This is a genomic window from Martinezella sp. CNPSo 3890 (assembly GCF_057784455.1).
Genome location: NZ_JBXSOR010000004.1, coordinates 227,984 through 246,451, shown reverse-complemented (window position 1 = coordinate 246,451; position 18,468 = coordinate 227,984). Strand labels below are relative to the sequence as shown.

General features: G+C 61.0%; 18 protein-coding genes. 4 read left to right on the top strand and 14 right to left on the bottom strand.

Going from position 1 to position 18,468, the window contains the following annotated elements:
* Window positions 1–126: 126 nt before the first annotated feature.
* From AC13RC_RS13895 to cbiE, 4 genes are all read right to left on the bottom strand, one after another.
* A complete protein-coding gene (locus AC13RC_RS13895) occupies window positions 127–687 on the bottom strand; it encodes an NADPH-dependent FMN reductase (protein WP_152093178.1) in 561 nt (186 codons plus the stop codon).
* 269 nt (window positions 688–956) lie between these two features.
* The gene (gene nikR, locus AC13RC_RS13890) at window positions 957–1,394 is read right to left on the bottom strand and encodes a nickel-responsive transcriptional regulator NikR (RefSeq protein WP_152093179.1); all 438 of its coding nucleotides are present in this window, start codon (window positions 1,392–1,394) and stop codon (window positions 957–959) included.
* A 79-nt stretch (window positions 1,395–1,473) separates the two neighbouring features.
* Window positions 1,474–2,232: a precorrin-4 C(11)-methyltransferase gene (cobM, locus tag AC13RC_RS13885; RefSeq protein ID WP_183808931.1), complete on the bottom strand. Its 759-nt coding sequence runs from the start codon at window positions 2,230–2,232 to the stop codon at window positions 1,474–1,476.
* 19 nt (window positions 2,233–2,251) lie between these two features.
* Window positions 2,252–3,493, bottom strand: a complete 1,242-nt coding sequence (gene cbiE / locus AC13RC_RS13880; RefSeq protein WP_488557471.1) for a precorrin-6y C5,15-methyltransferase (decarboxylating) subunit CbiE — start codon at window positions 3,491–3,493, stop codon at window positions 2,252–2,254.
* Here cbiE and AC13RC_RS13875 point away from each other — a divergent pair.
* Window positions 3,477–4,247 (top strand): cobalt-precorrin-6A reductase, encoded by a 771-nt coding sequence (locus AC13RC_RS13875; protein ID WP_488557470.1) that lies wholly within the window; start codon window positions 3,477–3,479, stop codon window positions 4,245–4,247. The genes cbiE and AC13RC_RS13875 overlap by 17 nt on opposite strands.
* Here AC13RC_RS13875 and AC13RC_RS13870 read toward each other — a convergent pair.
* The 6 genes from AC13RC_RS13870 to AC13RC_RS13845 all read right to left on the bottom strand — a co-directional run bounded on the left by AC13RC_RS13870 (window position 4,211) and on the right by AC13RC_RS13845 (window position 9,501).
* The gene (locus tag AC13RC_RS13870) at window positions 4,211–4,975 is read right to left on the bottom strand and encodes a precorrin-3B C(17)-methyltransferase (RefSeq protein WP_488557469.1); all 765 of its coding nucleotides are present in this window, start codon (window positions 4,973–4,975) and stop codon (window positions 4,211–4,213) included. The two genes, AC13RC_RS13875 and AC13RC_RS13870, sit on opposite strands and share 37 nt — an antisense overlap.
* On the bottom strand, window positions 4,972–5,709 hold the full coding sequence (locus tag AC13RC_RS13865) for a precorrin-2 C(20)-methyltransferase (RefSeq protein WP_488557468.1): 738 nt from the start codon (window positions 5,707–5,709) through the stop codon (window positions 4,972–4,974). Before AC13RC_RS13865 ends, AC13RC_RS13870 begins: the two co-directional genes overlap by 4 nt.
* The gene (locus tag AC13RC_RS13860; RefSeq protein WP_488557467.1) at window positions 5,706–6,338 is read right to left on the bottom strand and encodes a precorrin-8X methylmutase; all 633 of its coding nucleotides are present in this window, start codon (window positions 6,336–6,338) and stop codon (window positions 5,706–5,708) included. The genes AC13RC_RS13865 and AC13RC_RS13860 overlap by 4 nt, the downstream gene beginning before the upstream one ends.
* Before the next feature lie 2 nt (window positions 6,339–6,340).
* Window positions 6,341–7,768, bottom strand: coding sequence for a precorrin-3B synthase (cobG, locus tag AC13RC_RS13855; protein WP_488557466.1), 1,428 nt, complete (start codon window positions 7,766–7,768; stop codon window positions 6,341–6,343).
* Window positions 7,769–7,825: 57 nt separating this feature from the next.
* A complete protein-coding gene (cobF, locus tag AC13RC_RS13850) occupies window positions 7,826–8,602 on the bottom strand; it encodes a precorrin-6A synthase (deacetylating) (protein WP_488557465.1) in 777 nt (258 codons plus the stop codon).
* A 62-nt stretch (window positions 8,603–8,664) separates the two neighbouring features.
* Complete coding sequence (locus AC13RC_RS13845) at window positions 8,665–9,501, bottom strand: AraC family transcriptional regulator (protein ID WP_488557464.1); 837 nt, start codon at window positions 9,499–9,501, stop codon at window positions 8,665–8,667.
* A 119-nt stretch (window positions 9,502–9,620) separates the two neighbouring features.
* Between AC13RC_RS13845 and AC13RC_RS13840 the strand changes: the two genes are divergently transcribed.
* Window positions 9,621–10,817, top strand: a complete 1,197-nt coding sequence (locus AC13RC_RS13840) for an MFS transporter (protein WP_488557463.1) — start codon at window positions 9,621–9,623, stop codon at window positions 10,815–10,817.
* 61 nt (window positions 10,818–10,878) lie between these two features.
* Here AC13RC_RS13840 and AC13RC_RS13835 read toward each other — a convergent pair whose 3' ends face one another.
* Window positions 10,879–12,129 (bottom strand): D-amino acid dehydrogenase, encoded by a 1,251-nt coding sequence (locus AC13RC_RS13835; RefSeq protein WP_488557462.1) that lies wholly within the window; start codon window positions 12,127–12,129, stop codon window positions 10,879–10,881.
* Between the two features lie 31 nt (window positions 12,130–12,160).
* Window positions 12,161–13,294 (bottom strand): alanine racemase, encoded by a 1,134-nt coding sequence (gene alr / locus AC13RC_RS13830; protein WP_488557461.1) that lies wholly within the window; start codon window positions 13,292–13,294, stop codon window positions 12,161–12,163.
* A gap of 124 nt (window positions 13,295–13,418) precedes the next feature.
* On the opposite strand from alr, the gene AC13RC_RS13825 reads away from it, so the two are divergent.
* Window positions 13,419–13,883 (top strand): Lrp/AsnC family transcriptional regulator, encoded by a 465-nt coding sequence (locus tag AC13RC_RS13825; protein ID WP_069610343.1) that lies wholly within the window; start codon window positions 13,419–13,421, stop codon window positions 13,881–13,883.
* 30 nt (window positions 13,884–13,913) lie between these two features.
* On the opposite strand, the gene AC13RC_RS13820 is transcribed toward AC13RC_RS13825, so the two are convergent.
* Both AC13RC_RS13820 and AC13RC_RS13815 read right to left on the bottom strand, forming a co-directional pair.
* Window positions 13,914–15,710: a PAS domain-containing sensor histidine kinase gene (locus AC13RC_RS13820; protein WP_145318799.1), complete on the bottom strand. Its 1,797-nt coding sequence runs from the start codon at window positions 15,708–15,710 to the stop codon at window positions 13,914–13,916.
* A gap of 274 nt (window positions 15,711–15,984) precedes the next feature.
* Window positions 15,985–16,869: a LysR substrate-binding domain-containing protein gene (locus tag AC13RC_RS13815; RefSeq protein ID WP_488557460.1), complete on the bottom strand. Its 885-nt coding sequence runs from the start codon at window positions 16,867–16,869 to the stop codon at window positions 15,985–15,987.
* Between the two features lie 239 nt (window positions 16,870–17,108).
* On the opposite strand from AC13RC_RS13815, the gene AC13RC_RS13810 reads away from it, so the two are divergent.
* Window positions 17,109–18,428 (top strand): MFS transporter, encoded by a 1,320-nt coding sequence (locus AC13RC_RS13810; RefSeq protein ID WP_488557557.1) that lies wholly within the window; start codon window positions 17,109–17,111, stop codon window positions 18,426–18,428.
* The last annotated feature ends 40 nt before the right edge of the window (window positions 18,429–18,468 follow it).

The window sequence follows — 18,468 nt, the reverse complement described above, 5'->3', positions numbered from 1 at the left end:
TTCGAAGGAAGAAGATGTGCGGGGCCCCGGAGGCGCCGGGACCCGGCACCACATTCACATTAGGTCATTCATCGGTTCAATCATAGGCTCCATGTTTGCGGTCCGGTCCATCCGCAGAGCCACGCATCAGTCCTTTTTGCGATCCGCGACGAAGGTCGTGAAGCCATCGATGAAAGCCGCAAGATTGTGCTTCACTTTCTCGTCGACGATTGCGCCATGGGCATCAAAGACACTGCCGGCACGTGACACCATGAGCCGACCGCCGAACCAGGCTTCGGCGCCGAGCGTGCGCAACACCGTCAACCAGGCGTTCTGGCTGAGGATGGTACCGAAATTGCCCGGCGAAGCTCCGAGGACGGCGATCGGCTTTCCGCCGAAAACCTGAGCGATGTCTGTAGAAGGCCGGCTCATCCAGTCGATTGCGTTCTTGAAAACGCCCGGAAGCGAATTGTTGTATTCCGGCGTAAACAGGATCAGCCCATCGGCTGAAATGGCGAGGTCCTTGAGTTCCTGTACTTTTTCCGGAATGCCATCCGCAGCCTCGAGATCGGCATCGTAAAGCGGCACGCCATGGATGGTGCGGGCGATCAGCTCGACGCCGCTTGGTGCCAATTCGACGGCCGCGTGCAGCAGGGCCGTGTTGAAGGAGCCTTTACGCAGGCTGCCCGATATGCCGAGTATCTTCATCGCTTCCCCCATTTGCCGTGATGGGAAGACATTTATGCTTCATCGTCCTTCGTCAAGGCCTGACGGAATCTTATGTGGTGAGCGACAACTTCGGTTTGACCGTGCTTACCGCCCGGAAGGCATGACCCGGATCGGCGCTGAAGCCGATGCTGGGCGCCGCCGGCATCACTGGCCCTGTTGAAGCCGCCTGGTTTTGGTTGCCGCTCTCAAGGAGTATCTCCTATGTCATCAGCTCTGACTGGGTAGTCCGCGGGCAACTTGCCGTCCACTCAGTCATGCGAATGGGATTCGGGGTGGTCTGCGCCGTCGTCGGATGGAATGATGTGCAAGTTCCCGAAGCGTACGCCGCGCTGCGTCACGACGCTGTCGGCAAAGGTCTTTATCTCGTCCACCTTACCCTTCAGCACGGAGACTTCGAGGCAATCTTGCCCATCGATATGAACATGAAGCGTCGAGACTGAAAGATCGTGGTGATCGTGTTGCGCCGTCGTCAGCCGGCGCGACAGGTCGCGGGTCTCGTGTTCATAGACGTAGGCAAGGGCCGCGTAGCATCGCGCTTCGCCATCTATGGTCGGCTGCGTGCGGGTCACGGCATCGCGCACGAGATCGCGCAAGGTTTCCGAGCGGCTTGCATAGCCGCGCTGCACGCTGATCTTGTCGATCGTCTCCAGAAGATCGTCATCGATGGTGATGGTAATGCGCTGCATTTCCTGATCCTCTTTTCCCCAACGGCGTGCCGCGATCGACTAGAGGAAATTTCGAGGGGATTTGCAACGGTGTCCGGCGTTATTGGCGGCCACGGAAACGACGCTGATAGGTGGGATCGTAGAGCGAGCTTTCGCGGAAATCACTAGCGGCGAGCGACGGGCCGACGAAGATCAATGCGGTGCGCTCGATCGGCTCCGCTGCTACCTTTGCCTCAATCGTGGCAAGCGTGCCCCGGATAATCCGCTCATCAGGCCAGGATGCCTTGACGACGATCGCAACCGGGCAGTCCGTGCCGTAAAGCGGCGTCAGATCCTCGACGACTTCCTTGAGTGCATGGATGGCCAGATGGATCGCGAGCGTCGCGCCGGTCGCGCCGAATTTCGCTAGCGTCTCATTGTTCGGCATCGGCGAGGCCCGACCGGAAACGCGGGTCAGAACTAGGCTTTGGGCGAGGGCTGGTATGGTCAGTTCGCGGCCGAGCGCCGAAGCTGCGGCTGCGAAAGCGGGAACGCCTGGGGTCAGCGTATAGTCGATGCCATGCTGCTCCAGCCGGCGGATCTGTTCGGCAACCGCGCTCCAGACCGAGAGATCGCCCGAATGCAGGCGCGCGACATCCTCGCCCGCTGCATTGGCTTTCAGGTATTCGGCCTCTATCTCGTCAAGCGACATCGGCGCCGTATCGATGATGCGGGCGCCGGGTGGGCAATATTGCAGCAGTTCCGGCGAGACAATCGAGCCGGCATAGAGGCAGACCGGGCATTTGCCGATCAGGTCGCGGCCGCGCACCGTGATCAGGTCGGCGGCGCCTGGGCCTGCGCCAATGAAATGCACTGTCATCACTCTACCTCATTCTCAATTATGGCTTGATCCAAGACCATTGCGTCACCGGCATGGCCGGCCGCCAGCCGGTCATGCGGCCGACAGGTGCGGCGCGCGCAATGTCGATACGGATCAGCGAGCCGCCGCGGCGTGCCTGTTCGGCCAACAGAAGGACTTCCATTTCGGTCGTGACGGCATTGGCGACCAGCCTGCCGCCGCTTTTCAATTGGCCGATGGCGGCCTCCAGCACGCCGGCATCGCTGCCGCCACCGCCGATGAAGATCGCATCCGGTGCCGGCAGGCCGGTAAGAGCAGCCGGCGCCTCGCCTTCGACAACGGTCAGGCCCGGTACACCGAAATTCTCTGCGTTTCGGCGGATTCGAGCGGCGCGTTCAACGGAAGCCTCAATGGCAATGACGCGCAGTGACGGATCGGCCAGCATCCATTCGATGCCGATCGAGCCGGAGCCGGCACCGATATCCCAGAGCAGCTCACCATAACGTGGCGCCAGCGCGGATAGCGTCATCGCGCGGATCTCCCGCTTGGTGATCTGGCCGTCATGTTCAAAAAGCTCGTCGGCGAGGCCTGCGCTTAGCGGCAAAATCCGCGCGCCGGCTTCCGCCTTGACCTCGACGCCGCAGATGTTCAGATTGTTGATGCCGGAGAGGCTAAAGCTAGCCGCAGTTTCCCGGGAGACTTTTTCGTATGGGCCGCCAAGCGCTTCCAGAACCGTCAGTTCTGACGGACCGAAACCAGAGCTGCGCAGCAGGGCGGCCAATTCGGCGGGGCCTTTGCCATCGGATGTCAGCGCCAGGATCTTGCGGCCCGAATGCAGGTGCGGCCGGATCAAGTCGATGGACCGGCCATGGAGCGAGAGAACCGTCGTCTCCTGCAGGGGCCAGCCGAGGCGCGACGCGGCAAGGCTGAAGGAGGAAGGTGCTGGGACAACGGTCATTTCAGCGGCCGGAATGTGCCGCGAAAGTGTCGCGCCGACGCCGTAGAAAAAGGGATCGCCAGAGGCGAGAACCACTGTCGGTTCTCCGCGCCGGGCAAGAACCGCTTCAACGGATTTTTCGAATGGCGAAAGCCATTGATGGGTTTCGCCTGTTATCAGTGACCTCATCAACTCGATGTGGCGTACACCACCGAAGACCGACGGCGCGTCAGCGATCTGCCGCTTGGCGTCGTCGCCGATGCCGGCTGGACCGTCTTCGCCGATGCCGATAAGAGTAAGCCAGCGTTGAATTGAAGGTGTCTCAGCCATGGGCAAGGTCCGCATTCTGATCCTCGGCGGCACGACCGAGGCCCGAGCGCTGGCGGCGGCGCTTGCCCCGCGCACTGATCTCGACATTGTTCTGTCGCTTGCCGGACGAACCGCCGATCCGGCGCCGCAGCCTGTTCCGATGCGCAGTGGCGGTTTCGGCGGAGCGGAGGGGCTTGCCCGCTATGTCAGCGATGAAAAGATCGATCTGGTGGTCGATGCCACCCATCCCTTCGCGGCTCGCATCTCCGCCAATGCCGCGCAGGCGGCTGCTCAATGCGCTGTGGCGGCCTTTGCGTTGCGCCGTCCGGCGTGGGTGCCGGTCGAAGGCGATGACTGGCTTTCCGTACATAGCGTTTCGCAAGCCATCGCTACACTTGGCGCCAAGCCTTTGCGTGTCTTCCTTGCGACTGGCCGGCAGGAGGCGCATCAGGCGAACGCGGCGCCGCAGCATCATTACTGGGTCCGCAGCGTCGATCCCGTTGAGCCGCCGCTGACCGTGCCTGACGTCAGCTACATCCACAGCCGCGGTCCGTTCCGCCTGGAGAACGAGTTGGAGATGCTGCAACGGCATGGAATCGAGGCGGTCGTCGCCAAGAACAGCGGCGGTGACGCGACCTACGGGAAGATAGAGGCGGCAAGGCAGCTCGGAATCAAGGTGATCATGGTCGAGCGCGCGGAGACCGCCGGGTTGCCGGTGGTCGAAACGGTAGACGCTGCACTCGATCGGATCGATCATTTCGTCTCTTCCCTGATGAAGCGCGGCGTATAGACCAGATCCGGGCGTCCCTCGCGGGCAATGACGCGTGTCTCGGCCGAGCCGATGATGACGCAGGTCGCCATATCCGCCTGCGAGGCCTCGGCATCGGCGAGCCGAGCCACTGTCATGCGCTCGTCGGGACGACCGGCGGCCCGACCGAAGATGACAGGTGTTTCACCGGGCAGCACGGCGCTCAGGATTTCGAAGGCTTTGCCAAGCTGCCAGGGCCGCGCCTTGCTGATCGGATTGTAGAGCGCGATCACAAAGCCCGCTTCGGCAACGACGCGGAGGCGACTCTCGATCAGCGGCCAGGGCTTCAGGTTGTCCGAAAGCGAGATTGCGCAGAAATCGTGTCCAAGGGGAGCGCCAATGCGAGCCGCAACGGCAAGCATGGCCGTGATACCCGGCACGACGATAAGGTCTACCGTCCGCCATTCAAGCGGACCATGATCGATCGCCTCGCAAACGGCGGCCGCCATGGCAAAAACACCGGGATCGCCGCCGGAAACAACGCAGACATTGAGGCCGGCTGCCGCCCGCTGCAGCGCCACCTTGGCGCGGTCCAGCTCCTCTCGATTGTCGGATGCCTGGCGTATTTGATCGCTGCGCAACGTCAGGCGGTCGAGATAGGGGCCGTAACCGTAAAATTCATGAGCATCCGCCACGGCAGCAAGTGCCTCCGGCGTCGTCTGCGCGGGATTGCCGGGGCCTGTGCCGATCACATAAAGACGCCCGCTCATGGCCTGCTTTCCCAGCCAGGAACTAGCACAAGGGAGAAATAGGGCGCTTCGGCATCGTTGCGGCTGGTGAGAGGCGTCATGGCGCCATTCGCCATCGTGCCGCGCTCGACATAGATCGCTTCCTCCAGCCGGCCGGCGGCATCGAGCGCGCGGCGGATTTTTGGCAGATTGCGGCCGACCTTCATGATCACGGCAGCCTGTGTATCGCCCAGGCGGCGGGTTAGTTCGGCCTCCGCCATCGTTCCCGGCAGCACGGAGAGAATGTCGTCTCCCTGCACCATTGGCAAGCCGGCGAGAGACCAGCAGCCGGACATGGCTGTCACGCCCGGGATGACTTCAGTGGGGAAGCGATCGGCAAGGCGCACATGCAGATGCATGTAGGAGCCATAGAAGAGCGGATCGCCCTCACTGAGTACGGCAACCGTCTTTCCTTCGCGAAGGTGCGCCGCCACCATCTCGGCTGAGGCGTCATAGAAGGCGGTGATCTGACGGAGATATTCCGGCGCGTCCTTGTCGATCTCGGTCGTGACGGGATAGTAGAGCGGCAGCAGCGTTACGTCCGCCTTCAGCAGATCGCCGACGATGGCTTTCCCATTGCCACCTCTACCCTGCTTGGCGAAGTAAGCGACAACATCGGCACGGTCGAGAGCCTTGACGGCCTTGACCGTCAGCAGTTCCGGATCGCCAGGACCGGTGCCGACGCCGATCAGGTTTCCATTGGACGGCGCACTCATAGACCAGGCCTCGCAAGCGCATTGAGGGCGGCTGCCGTCATGGCACTGCCGCCTAGCCGGCCGCGCACGATGGCAAAGGGAACGCCGTAGGAGTTTTCGGCAAGCGCATCCTTCGATTCCGCCGCGCCGACGAAACCGACGGGCATGCCGATGATGGCAGCCGGCTTCGGCGCGCCATCGCGCAGCATTTCGAGAAGGTGGAAGAGGGCCGTCGGCGCGTTGCCGATCGCAACGACCGAGCCGGCGAGGCGGTCTGTCCAAAGATGCATGGCTGCGGCCGAGCGCGTGTTGCCAATGGACTTGGCGATCTCCGCCGTGCGCGGGTCCTGCAAGGTGCAGATCACTTCGTTGGCGGCCGGCAGGCGGGCGCGGGTGACGCCGCGGGCGACCATCTCCGCGTCGCAGAAAATCGGTGCACCGTCAGTCAGCGCCTTGCGGGCGGATGCGACGAAATCGGGAGAGAAGAGAAAATGTTCTGCCGCTTCAACCAGCCCGCAGGCATGAATCATGCGGACGGCGACATCGGCCTCGGCTTCAGGGAAACGTTGGAGATCGGCTTCGCTGCGGATGATCGCAAAGGAACGCTCATAGATCGCGTCCCCTTCGCGGATATAGTCATAGTCAGGCATTTCTATCCCTGTCGTAAAGCCGTCGCGATTGCGTCCCGGCCAAGCCGTTTAAGACACTGCTGTGCCGATTCGCCAGCAGCTTTGTTGTTTCGCACCAGTTCCCCGAGCGCAGCCAGCGCCGATTTCAGATCTTCCTTATGGATGTAAGCCACGGGCTCTGATGATGCTGACCCATTTACGACAATAGCATAGCCCGTTGCAGCACCGACGATGGTCAGCATCGCCGGGAAAGGATGGGCGCAGCTTTTTGCGCAGCCGGATAGATGCACTTTGAGCGAACCATCCAGCAGCTCAGGCCCGATTTCGACCAGATCGGCGGCCGCCTGTTTCGTGGCGTAGTGGGCAGAGGCGCATGCGCCGGCACCGGAACAGGGAACGGCATAATTTGCGGGATCATCGGCGCGTGTCTGAAAGCCGCAATCAGCTGCCGCGGCGAGAATGCCTTTGATCCGCTCGCGCGGGAGGCCGAGCAGCAACAGGCTGTGTTCGGGGCCGGTCCGTAATTCATGCGCCCCCGCCATCTCTGCATGGTCAAGAAATCCGATGAGGTCTTGAGCGTGGATTTGACCGAAGGCGGGCCGCAATCCGAGTGCGGTCTGTTCGTTGTCGAGCGGAATGACACCGACAGGAAGGGCGGATGAGTTAGTTTCTCGTCGTGGGAAGCTGGAAGGGGCAGGAAACTGTAGTCCTAAAGCGGCGATGTCCAGGTCACGGCCACGGGCGCGGGGTCCGATTGCCGCCAAGGCTTTGAGCAATGCCATGACACAGGCTATCGCTTCTTCGCCAGGCAAGGCGACAAGCCGTATGGCCGTCGCCTCGGTTCCCGCAATGGCAAGAGTCCAAAGCTTTCGGCCATCGGCGGCAGTGACAGCCTTCAGCCTGATATCCGCCGAGAGTTCGTCAAGGACGAGCCGGCCGCCGCCGTCAACGATAATGGCGAGCTTTGCAGCGAGCAATGGCTTGGGACGAAGTGCATCGATGGCGCTTCGCAGACGCTCAGAAAGCCCACGTGCATCAGCGATCTCGGACGGATCGACACCGCTGAGCGGCGGGACTTCGATCGCGACGCCGCTCTCTGGCACGATGCCGGCCCGATCGATATCGGCGGCCAGTCCAGGCATGCTTTGCAGCGTCATGCCACGTAGCTGAATATTGCCGCGCGCAGTGATCTCGATCAGGCCATTGCCGTGTCTCTCGGCTGCTTCCGCCAAGAGGCGTAATTGCGCGATAGTCAGCCCCGGGGTCGACGGCCGCAAGCGAACCAGAAGGCCGTCGCCGGTCTGCATCGGTGCACTCAGTGAGGGGCAGGCACCGCGAACCATAGAGGGCAGGGGCGATGCAACGCCGTCCTCGGCAGCTCCCCCTTTAGAGAAGCACGCTTGTTCCTCCACTGTCTGCGCGTCGACCGCAACCATAAGACTGCCCTTCATAAGGGACATTTCCTTGCACAAACCGGATCGGCGGGCAAACGATTTGGTACTTGGCGCTTATTCGAGATCGTCGAAGTCCCGACCCTTACGCATAAGATAGATATCCATGATCCATCCATGCCGGGCGCGGGCTTCGGCGCGGGTCGCAAGAATCCGCTCGGAAACCTCAGCCAGCCAGCCCGCGATCGTGATCTCGTCCTTGGTGCCGAGATAGGCGCCCCAATAGATATAGGCATCGGGGTCGTCGATCTTGCTAAAGGCCTGCTCGCCGTCGAGCATGACGACGGCCGTTTCGGCAATTCCAGGAAAGCTTTCGGCCAATCGCCGACCGGTGGTGATCTGAACCGGCTTGCCGACCAGATTGAGGGGGATGCGATGGCTTGCCGTCAGCGCCTGGATGCTGGTGATGCCGGGAATAACGCTATAATCGATAACGACTTTGCCGCGACCGACGACACGCTCGAGAATGCGGAGCGTGCTGTCATAAAGGCCGGGATCGCCCCAGACGAGGAAGGCAGCACTTTGGCTTTCCGTCAGATGTTCCAGAAACAGCCGCTCGTAGGTCGCGGAAATCGCGTCATGCCATTCATCGACGCTCCGCACATAGCTGCGGTCCGCCGTCTGGCGTGACGGCACGTCGTAATCCACGTAGCGGGTGGCGGGATTGGTGACATAGCGCTGGCAGATATCGCGCCTGACGTCGGCAAGCTCGCTCTTGGCCGCGCCCTTGCTTGGAATGAGGATGACATCGGCTGAGTTCAGCGCATTGATCGCCTGCACGGTCAGATGTTCGGGGTTTCCCGTGCCGATACCGACGATGTGAATATGCCGCATATGCTTTGCCTCGCTCTTCAGCGCTGTTTGCCGGAAGCGCCTGCTCATTTCAAGAGGAGGCTTCAAGCTGATTGCCGCTCAAGGGTCCAGCGGTTGGCCATATAGCTGCGCGGCGAGGTGCCGAGCATGCGGCGGAACATGGTGGTAAACGCCGCCACGCTCTCATAGCCCGCTTCGAGCGCGACGTTGGTGACGGGCTGGCCTTCGGCAAGCTGTGGCAGGCAGGCAAAGACGCTCGCCTGCTGGCGCCAGGTGGTGAAGCTGATGCCGGTTTCCTTGCGGAACTGCCTGGTGAACGTTCGGCGGCTTACGGAAAGCTTTTCGGCCCAATCATCCAGCCTGGCATTGGGCGATGGGTTGGAGAGATAGTCGCGGCAGAGCGCAGTCAATCGGCGGTCGGACGGGAAGGGCAGGCCGAGCGGACGCTCCGGCAGCGTTGCGATCTCCTCGACCAGCAGCGACAGAACGAGCTTGGCCTTGCGATGGCTGACCGGCGCCTCCCGCAGCCGAATGGCTTCGAGCAGCAGGCTGCGGGCAAGATCGGTCACTTCGACGACACGTGGAGCTTCATCCTTCGGCGGCTGGCCGCGCGGCGTCACGTAGACGGATTTCATGCTGACGTCGCTCAAGATCTCAATCGAATGCTCCAGCCCGACGGGGATGAATAGGGCATGGCCGGGCGGCACCATCCAGCGGCCGCGCGCCGTCATGATCAGGGCGACGCCGGCGAAGATGCAAAGCAGCTGCGTGCGGCGGTGGTGATGCCAGGGAACCGTGTAGCCCTGCGGCGGCTCGGCGCTATGGACGAGCACGTCGGCTGGCGATTCCTCCATCCAGCGCATGTTTCGCACATGGTCGTCGTCGAGGGTCGCCAGCAACTGTTTCGATAGCTTTTCCATTTTGGCCCAATCGAGAAACTATTGGACCAAAACACGAAAGAAGGACATTCGCAAGCCGTGCTAAAGGCGGATCAAGTCATATCGTCGGCAAGTCTCGCCGGCGCAGGAGGATTCCCCACATGGTTGCGGAAGTGGCGGGTACGCAGGCCCGATATCAAAAGACGACGATGTCGATCGTTATGGCGGTCAGCACCTGTCATCTGCTGAACGATACGATGCAATCGCTGCTGACGTCGCTCTATCCGATGTTCAGAGAGAATTATGCGCTCGATTTCGTGCAGATCGGCCTGTTGACGATGATGTTCCAGATTACCGCCTCGCTGCTGCAGCCAGTGGTCGGTATCGTGACCGACAAATGGCCGATGCCCTATTCGTTGCCCGTGGGCATGGTCAGCACCTTTGCAGGCCTGGTGCTGCTTGGCTATGCCGGCAGTTTCGGCGTGCTCCTGATCGCTGCAAGCCTGATCGGCTTCGGTTCGGCCGTCTTCCATCCGGAGGCTTCGCGCGTTGCACGTCTCGCTTCGGGCGGACGTCACGGGCTGGCGCAGTCGCTGTTTCAGCTCGGTGGTAACGCCGGCTCGGCGATCGGGCCGCTCATTGCCGCGTTCTTCGTCCTCCAGCATGGCCAGAAGAGCGTCGCCTGGCTTTCGGTGCTGGCCGTCATCGGCTTCATCGTTCTGAGCTGGGTCGGCAACTGGTTCATCAACCATCGTCGCCAGCAGTCGGCGCGTTCCGCTCCGAGCCGCACCTTGCCGATCGCGCGCAACAAGGCGATGTGGGCGCTTGCCATCCTCATCCTGCTGACGGCGACGAAGAACGTCTACATGGCGAGCATTTCGAGCTATTTCACCTTCTACGTCATCGACAAGTTCCATCTCGATGTCCGGGATGCACAGCTGATGCTGTTTCTGTTCCTCGGCTCGGTCGCGGTCGGCACGATCATGGGTGGGCCGGTGGGCGACCGTCTGGGTGCGCGTTTCGTGATCTGGTTCTCGATCCTCGGCGTCATCCCGTTTGCGCTGCTGATGCCCTATGCGAACCTGTTCTGGACCTGCGTCCTGACCGTCGTCATCGGCCTCGTGCTTGCCTCGGCCTTCCCGGCGATCGTGGTCTTTGCGCAGGAGCTGATCCCTGGCCGCGTGGGACTGATCGGCGGCATCTTCTTCGGCTTTGCCTTCGGGGCGGGTGGACTGGGTGCGGCCTGGCTCGGCGATTTCGCCGATGCGCGTGGCATCCCCTTCGTCTATACGCTCTGCTCGTATCTGCCGTTGTTGGGATTATTCACGATCTTCCTGCCACGAATTCCGCGGCATTGATCGAAACCGGCGGGCGATCAGCCCGCCGCTGTTCTTGAGCGCCCGCGTTGAGACCCCTTTGTCAGGCGTAGCGGCTGATCGCGAGGTCGGTCGCGTCGATATCAGGCTTGCGGCCACTGACGAGATCGCTGATGACGCGTGCCGAACCGGAACTCATGGTCCATCCAAGCGTTCCATGACCTGTATTGAGATAAAGCCCCTTGATCCTCGTCGGTCCGATGACCGGCGTGCCATCCGGCGTCATCGGCCGCAGGCCCGACCAGAACGAGGCCTTGGCGACATCGCCGCCGGGGAAGAGATCGGTCACGGAATGCTCTAGCGTCCGGCGCCGGGCAAGGCCGAGATCATTGGTATAGCCGGAGATTTCCGCCATGCCGCCGACGCGGATGCGGTCGCCGAGGCGAGTGATGGCGATCTTGTAGGTTTCGTCCATGACGGTCGATTCCGGGGCGCGCGAGGCGTCGGTGATCGGGATCGTCAGCGAATAGCCTTTGACCGGATAGACGGACAGGCTGATGCCGAGCGGTTTCAGCAGCAGCGGTGAATAGCTGCCGAGCGCGACGACGACCGCATCCGCATCCAGGCGCCCACGATCGGTCACCACGCCACGTACTTGGCTGCCCTCGATGTCGAGCCCCTTGATCGTCGTGCCGTACTGGAACCGGACGCCAAGCTCAATCGCTTTTGCAGCAAGCGCATTGGTGAATTTGAAGCAGTCGCCGGTCTCGTCCTTCGGTGTCAGCAGACCGCCGACGATCTTGCCGCGGACATGCCGAAGGGCCGGTTCAACGCGAATACAGCCGTCGGGATCGAGCACCTCATACGGAATGCCGTCGGCCGCAAGAGCCTTGACGTCCTTGGCGGATGCATCGAGCTGCGCTTGCGTGCGGAAGAGCTGGAGCGTGCCCTGCATACGCTCGTCATAGGCAATACCTGTCTCTTCGCGAAGCTCAGCGAGCGAAATGCGGCTGTAATCGGCAAGGCGCAGCATGCGGCTCTTGTTGATCGCGTAACGCTCCGACGTGCAGTTCGACAGCATCTTGACGAGCCATGAGAGCATGGCGCCATCGACCTTCGGGCGCAGGATGAGCGGCGCGTGGTGCATGAACAGCCACTTGATCGCCTTCATGGGAATGCCGGGTGCGGCCCAGGGCGAGCAATAGCCGAAGGAAACCTCGCCGGCATTGGCGAAGCTCGTTTCCAGCGCCGGCCCCTGCTGCCGGTCGATGACCGTAACCTCGTGGCCCGCCTTCGCAAGCTGATAGGCTGACGTCACGCCGATGATGCCGGCACCCAGAACGACGACTTTCATGATGTCCTCAGAGACTTGAGAGATGGGAAGGTCAGCGATATTGACGGTGGAAGCGATGGCCGAGACTGGTCAGGATTTCATAGGAAATCAAGCCGGCGTCGCGCGCAAGATCATCCACGGTCTGATGATCTCCCAGAACTTCCACCATGCTGCCGAAAGAGAGAGCGCCTTCGGGCAAGGCGCTGATATCGATTGTCGTGCTGTCCATCGACACGCGGCCGACGATGGGCAGACGCACGCCGTCGTAATAGACGGCGCCGCGATCGCTGAGGCTGCGCGGCAAGCCGTCGGCGTAGCCGGCGGCGATCGTCGCGAGCCGGGTCTTGCCTTTCGTCACATGCACGCCGCCATAGCCGACCCGAGCGCCTTCCAAAACGGTCCGTGTCTGCACCACGGCAACTTCGAGCCGGACAACCGCTTCCATGGGGTTGGCAACGCCACCGGTGGGAGCACCGCCATAAAGAGCGATGCCTGGCCGCGCCAGTACGCCATGGAAATCTCCGCCAAGAAAGATGCCGCCGGAATTGGCGAACGAAACATCGTATTGCGGAAACTCCGTTGCGACACGACACATCTCGGCAAGCTGATCGCCGTTTTGCCTGCTGTCGGTCTCCTCTGCGGAGGCGAGGTGGCTCATGATGAACAGGATATCGACGTCGTCGGATGTCTGCAGATGAGCTGCCACGGCGCTTCTGTCCTCCGGCGGTATGCCGAGCCGCGACATGCCGGTATCGAATTGGAGAACCGCGGGGAGCCTGCGGTGAAGAGAGCGTGCCATCTCCGACCACTGCCGCAACTGTTGGAGCGAATTGATCACAGGCACGATGCCGCCATCGGCGCAGGCAGCCTCGTTGCCGGGTAAAAGGCCGTTCAGCACAAAAATAGTTGCATCGCCACGGAGCTGCGGACGCAGCCGCAGCGCTTCAATGAAGTGGGCGACGAAAAAGTGGCGGCAACCGCGCTCGTAGAGTGCTTTCGATACCTGATTGGCGCCAAGTCCGTAGGAATCCGCCTTGACGACGGCGGCGGCCCGCGCCGGTGCGACGATAGTGGATAGCTTGTCATAGTTCCGGCACAGTGCGGCCAGATCGATCGTCAGATAGCCACACGCTCCATTATCGATCGCCAATTTTGGCGCCAGAGAATCCACAATACCGCCGTCCATGTCCGCCCTCTTCTTTCAAAATAAGACTATTGAAAGGATCGCGAAATTACTCGCTAAACAGTGATTGATTATTGTTTAACTGCATTGATATTGAAAGGATCTGCGAATTTTTGAAAGAATCCACATGCCCGCTCTCGACGCCATCGACCGCAATATTCTCCGCTTGCTTCGTCTCGATGCCCGAGTCAGCAACGCCAAGCTGGCAAGCGAGGTGGGGCTATCGCCATCGGCCTGCCTGCGGCGTATCAAATTGATGGAACAGGCGGGCGTGATCAGGGGCTACACGGCCCTGGTGGACACGTCCCAGGCAGAGGCATCGATCGCCGTCATTATCAACATCACGCTCGAGCGGCAAACGGAGGAGCATCTCGATCGTTTCGAGGCGGCGGTACGCAAACATCCCGAGATTAAGGAGTGCTTTCTGATGACGGGCGGCTCCGACTATCTGCTGCGCGTCGAGGTCGCCAATCCGGGCGACTTCGAACGCATCCATAAGGATATTCTGTCGACCATGCCGGGAGTGCTGCGAATCCATTCGAGCTTCTCGATCCGCAATGTGCTTGCGACGCGGCCGAAAGGACTGCGTTGAATCGACCGGGATTGAGCACCGGGTGCGGCGTTACTCTGCCTTGTCGTGAGCTTGATCCCAGCCGATCCCTGCGGCGGCATCCACCTCGCAGATCAAGCCGCTCGGCTCGTAACGGACTTGGACCTTGCCGCTCAATTCCGCCGCCAGCAGGCTTTCGATCAAGCGGGAGCCGAAGCCCTTGCGGGTCGGAGGCTTTACGATTGGCCCTCCCGATTCCTGCCAGCGCAGTTTGAGGTGATCCGTCTTGCCCGTTTCCAGTGACCACGTGATCGCAACACGGCCATCCGCCACCGAAAGCGCACCGTATTTGGCGGCATTCGTCGCAAGCTCATGCAGTGCAAGCGATATGGAAACGACAGCTCTCGGCGCAAGTTTGATTGCCGGTCCGAAAATTTCGAACCTGTCCTTCGGATAGGGGGATAGCGCCTGGGCAATGACGGCGGTCAATTCCGCCTGCTCCCATTGGCCGTGGATCAGCAGATCGTGGGCGCGTGCCATCGAGGAGAGCCGCGCCTCGAATGTCTCGACGGATGCCTTGTCCACATCGTCCCGCCCGAGCGTTTGGCGCGCGATGGCCATCACGGTTGCGAGCACATTCTTGACGCGATGATTGAGCTCGCCCACCAGCACGGTCTGCAGGCGCTCGGCCTCCTTCTTGGCGCTGATGTCATGAGCAGTTTTGGACGCCCCCACGATTCTGCCATAGACGTCATAGATCGGGGAAACGCTAAGCAGAACATCGACAAGCGCGCCGTTCTTGTTGCGTCGCTTGGTTTCGTAAGGCTCTACCTTTTGGCCCGCACGAATCCGCGCCAGGATCGCCGGCTCTTCGTCGCTGCGGTCTTCCGGAACGAGCATCATCACGGATTGGCCGATGGCCTCTTCGGCCGATTGTCCGTAAAGCCTCTCAGCACCGCTATTCCAGCTTGTAATGATCATGTTGAGATCGATGCTGAGGATAGCGTCGTCCGATGAGGCGACAATCGCCGCGAGTTGCCGCTCTACTTCCTGTGCACGCTTGCGCTCGCTTATATCGGTGACGATCGCGGCAGCCTGCTGGATGCGTCCCGAACCGTCTTTCAAGGCGGAAACGCAGTTCGCGACCCAGACGAGGCTGCCATCCTTGCGAACATAGCGCTTTTCGATCTCGAAGCTTTCTCCCGTCGCCATCATCGCTTCGAACAGACGAGTATTCTCATGCAAATCGTCCGGATAGGTGATGTCGTATGTCTTCATGCCGAGAAGCTCGCTCTCGGAATAGCCTACAATTTCGCAGAAACGCTCATTCACCCGAACGAAACGGCCGTCGAGTTCGCACTGGGCAAACCCTGTCGTCGATTGCGAGATGACGGCGCGAAACAGCTCTTCACTTTCACGCAGCGCCTGTTCCGTTCGGACCCGTTCCGTCGTCTCGTTGACGATGCAGAATACACCCAACGCCTTGCCGTCCGTACCGCGGACGGGCGAATAGGAAATGTCGAAGTAAACCGTTTCTGGATAGTCGTAGCGCTCGATATAGAAGGGCCGGTCCTTGGCAACGACCGCCATGCCATCATGAAGGACGGAGCGAAGAAGCGGTTCGAGATCGCTCCAGAGTTCGGCCCAATTTTCCCGCGCAGGCCGTCCGAGCGCTCGCGGATGCTTGTCGCCTATGGTTCGCGCGTATGCATCGTTGTAGAGTGCGATAAAGTCCTCGCCCCAGAACATGACGATCTGTGCTTGGGCAGGGAGCATGAGGTCGACTGCAGCGGTAAGGCACATGGGCCACGCCGATCTGGGGCCAAGACTGGTGGCTGCCCAATCGTAGCTAGAGATAAGTGCAGCCATCTCGTTCGTTTGTCTCGACAGTTCCGGCACGATATTCAGGATGCATCCTCTCTTTGGCGACCGTAATCCGCACGGATTGCCCGGCTCGTCTTATGCTTGCGAGAATTCATAGCATATTATCCCTCACGAAGTGCACAGAGAAAAACTGCTGATTTCAATGTATTTTAGCTGACATAAGCAGTTTCCGTCGTAACTATTTCCGATTGTTCGAGGTGGTATTGCAAAGCCTCTCACCCGAGGCGAGCGCAATCCGCACCTGGCTCCGAGTGAGCTGTCAGGTGTCCGGCCTTGCATGCATTTCGGCCGTCAGCCATCTTTCGAGCGCCAGGGCATCCGGCCTTCCGGCAATATGCGGCGCGATCCAAAGCACCATGCGGCGCGGGCCGGGCAGAAAACCGAAAGGCGCCACCAGCCGTCCGGAAGCAAGCTGATCGAGCACGAGCATTTGCGGCACGACCGCCATACCGAGGCCGCATGCGGCGGCCTGGATCAGCAGATAGAAATGATCGAAGGCGGCCTGTGGTGTCAGACACAGATCCGCCTGTCCGGCTATGGCCTGCCAGTCGCTCCAGGCTTGCGGTCGGGTCTGCGTGGAGAGGATCGCTGCATGTTCCATGTCGTCGGGACGCGAAATGCCGGAGCGGTTCAGATATTCCGGCGAACAGACAGGACCGATGGCCTCGCCGCCGAGCTCCCGGATGATCGCATCCTTCGGCGGATCGATGACACTGGAGCGGATGGCGAGGCTGATCTTATCTCGGACGAAGTCGATCTGATCATAATTCATGTTGAACTGAAGGGCGATATGCGGGTGGCGCTCGTGAAACTGGCCGATGCGCGGAATGATCCAGCCCATCATGATCGAGGAAGAGCAGGAGAGCGTCAGCGGGCTTGGGCGGATGCGCTCGACGCTTGCCTGCATCAGGCCGAAAGCACTTGTCAGCCCTTCAGCAAGCCGCGAGCCTTCCGGCGTCGGCTCTGTCGAACGGGCGCGGCGGGTCACGAGGATGACGCCGAGCGTCTCCTCTAGCCCGCGAATGTGCCGGCTGATCGCACCATGCGTAACGCAGAGCTCGTCGGCAGCAAGCGTCATCGACCTGTGCCGCGCGGTTGCTTCGAATGCCTTCAGCGCATTCAAGGATGGAAGAGGGCCGCTCATTTTTTAGATTCTGCTATCCCCTGATGTGATTTTTCCTCACATGATGGGGAGATTAAATCGTTTGCTTGCGGCTTGTCCATCCCGCTAGAGATCAAGGTCATTCGAAGGCGCATGCGGCCGAAGGCAGGGACTGGAGGGGAAGTCGGAGTTTCCGTCCTGTCAGCGACGCAAGCGGATCGCTGCGTTGTCAAGATTTCAGCACGGGGGAGGGATTTTCATTGCGGCCCGCAAATCAGGAAATGTCACAGGTGGAGCGTTCGGCCATATCAAAGGTTTCGAAGCGGCTGGTGCCGTTCATCGCCTTGATGTTCTTCATTAACTTTCTTGACCGCACGGCGATTTCCTTCGCCGGGCCGAACGGCATGACGACGGATCTGGTGCTGACGGCGGCGCAGTTCGGCTTTGCCGCCGGCATCTTCTTTTTCGGTTACATCGTTCTCGAAATCCCGAGCAACCTCGCGCTTCACAGATACGGCGCGCGGCGCTGGCTTGCCCGCATCATGGTAAGCTGGGGCATTGTGGCGCTCTTGTTCACCTGGGTATCGAGCGCGACGGAGCTCTATGTGCTGCGCTTCCTGCTTGGCGTTGCCGAAGCCGGCTTCTTCCCGGGGGCCATCCTGTTCTTGAGCATGTGGGTGCCGGCCAAGCATCGCAGCAAGATCCTAGCATTGTTTTACCTTGCCCAGCCGCTGACAACAGTCGTCGGCGCGCCCTTTGCGGCCACGCTGATCCAGATGCATGGCCTCTTCGGTCTGGAAGGCTGGCGCGTCATGTTCTTCGGCGTTGCCATTCCGGCTGTCATCGTCGGCATCATCACCTGGTTCTACCTTGCTGATCGCCCCGATGATGCGAAATGGCTGACCCAGGCCGAGAAGGATTGGCTGAACCGGGCGCTTGCCGGCGAGGAAAAGGCAAAGGCGGCGGCGCATGGCAAGATGACCGGCCTCGCCTTGACGGACAGCCGCGTCTGGCTGCTGTCGGTCATCTATTTCGGCCTGATCTACGGCCTCTATGCGCTGGCCTTCTTCCTGCCGACGATCATTGCCGGCTTCGAAACGAAATTTGGCACCAAGTTCGATGTCTTCGACAAGGGGCTGATTACCGCTATCCCCTACCTGCCGGCAGCCTTTGCCCTCTTCTTCTGGAGCCGTGATGCGTCCAGACGTGGTGTGCGGCCGTGGCACATCGGCATTCCGGCCTTGGTGGGCGCCTTCAGCATTCCGGCCGCGCTTTATATGGGCTCGCCTGAAGCGACGATCGTGATGATCACACTGACGGCTTGCGCGATCTTTTCCGCCCTGCCGAATTTCTGGGCCATTCCGTCGCGCTTCCTGACCGGGCCGGCGGCTGCAGCCGGCATCGCCCTGATCAACACGATCGGCAATATCGCAGGCTTTGCCGCACCCTATGTGACCGGTCTCGTCAAGGATGCGACCGGCCTCTATGAGCTGCCGATGTTTATCGTAGGCGCACTGATGCTGTTGTCGGCCCTGCTGGCCTTCTCTTTGAATGGGCGGGTCCGCGAGCCGGAACTGATTGCTTACGGCAGCAAAGGCTGAATTCGCCTGGGGTGAAGGACGGGTGGGTTTGATGGCGGCC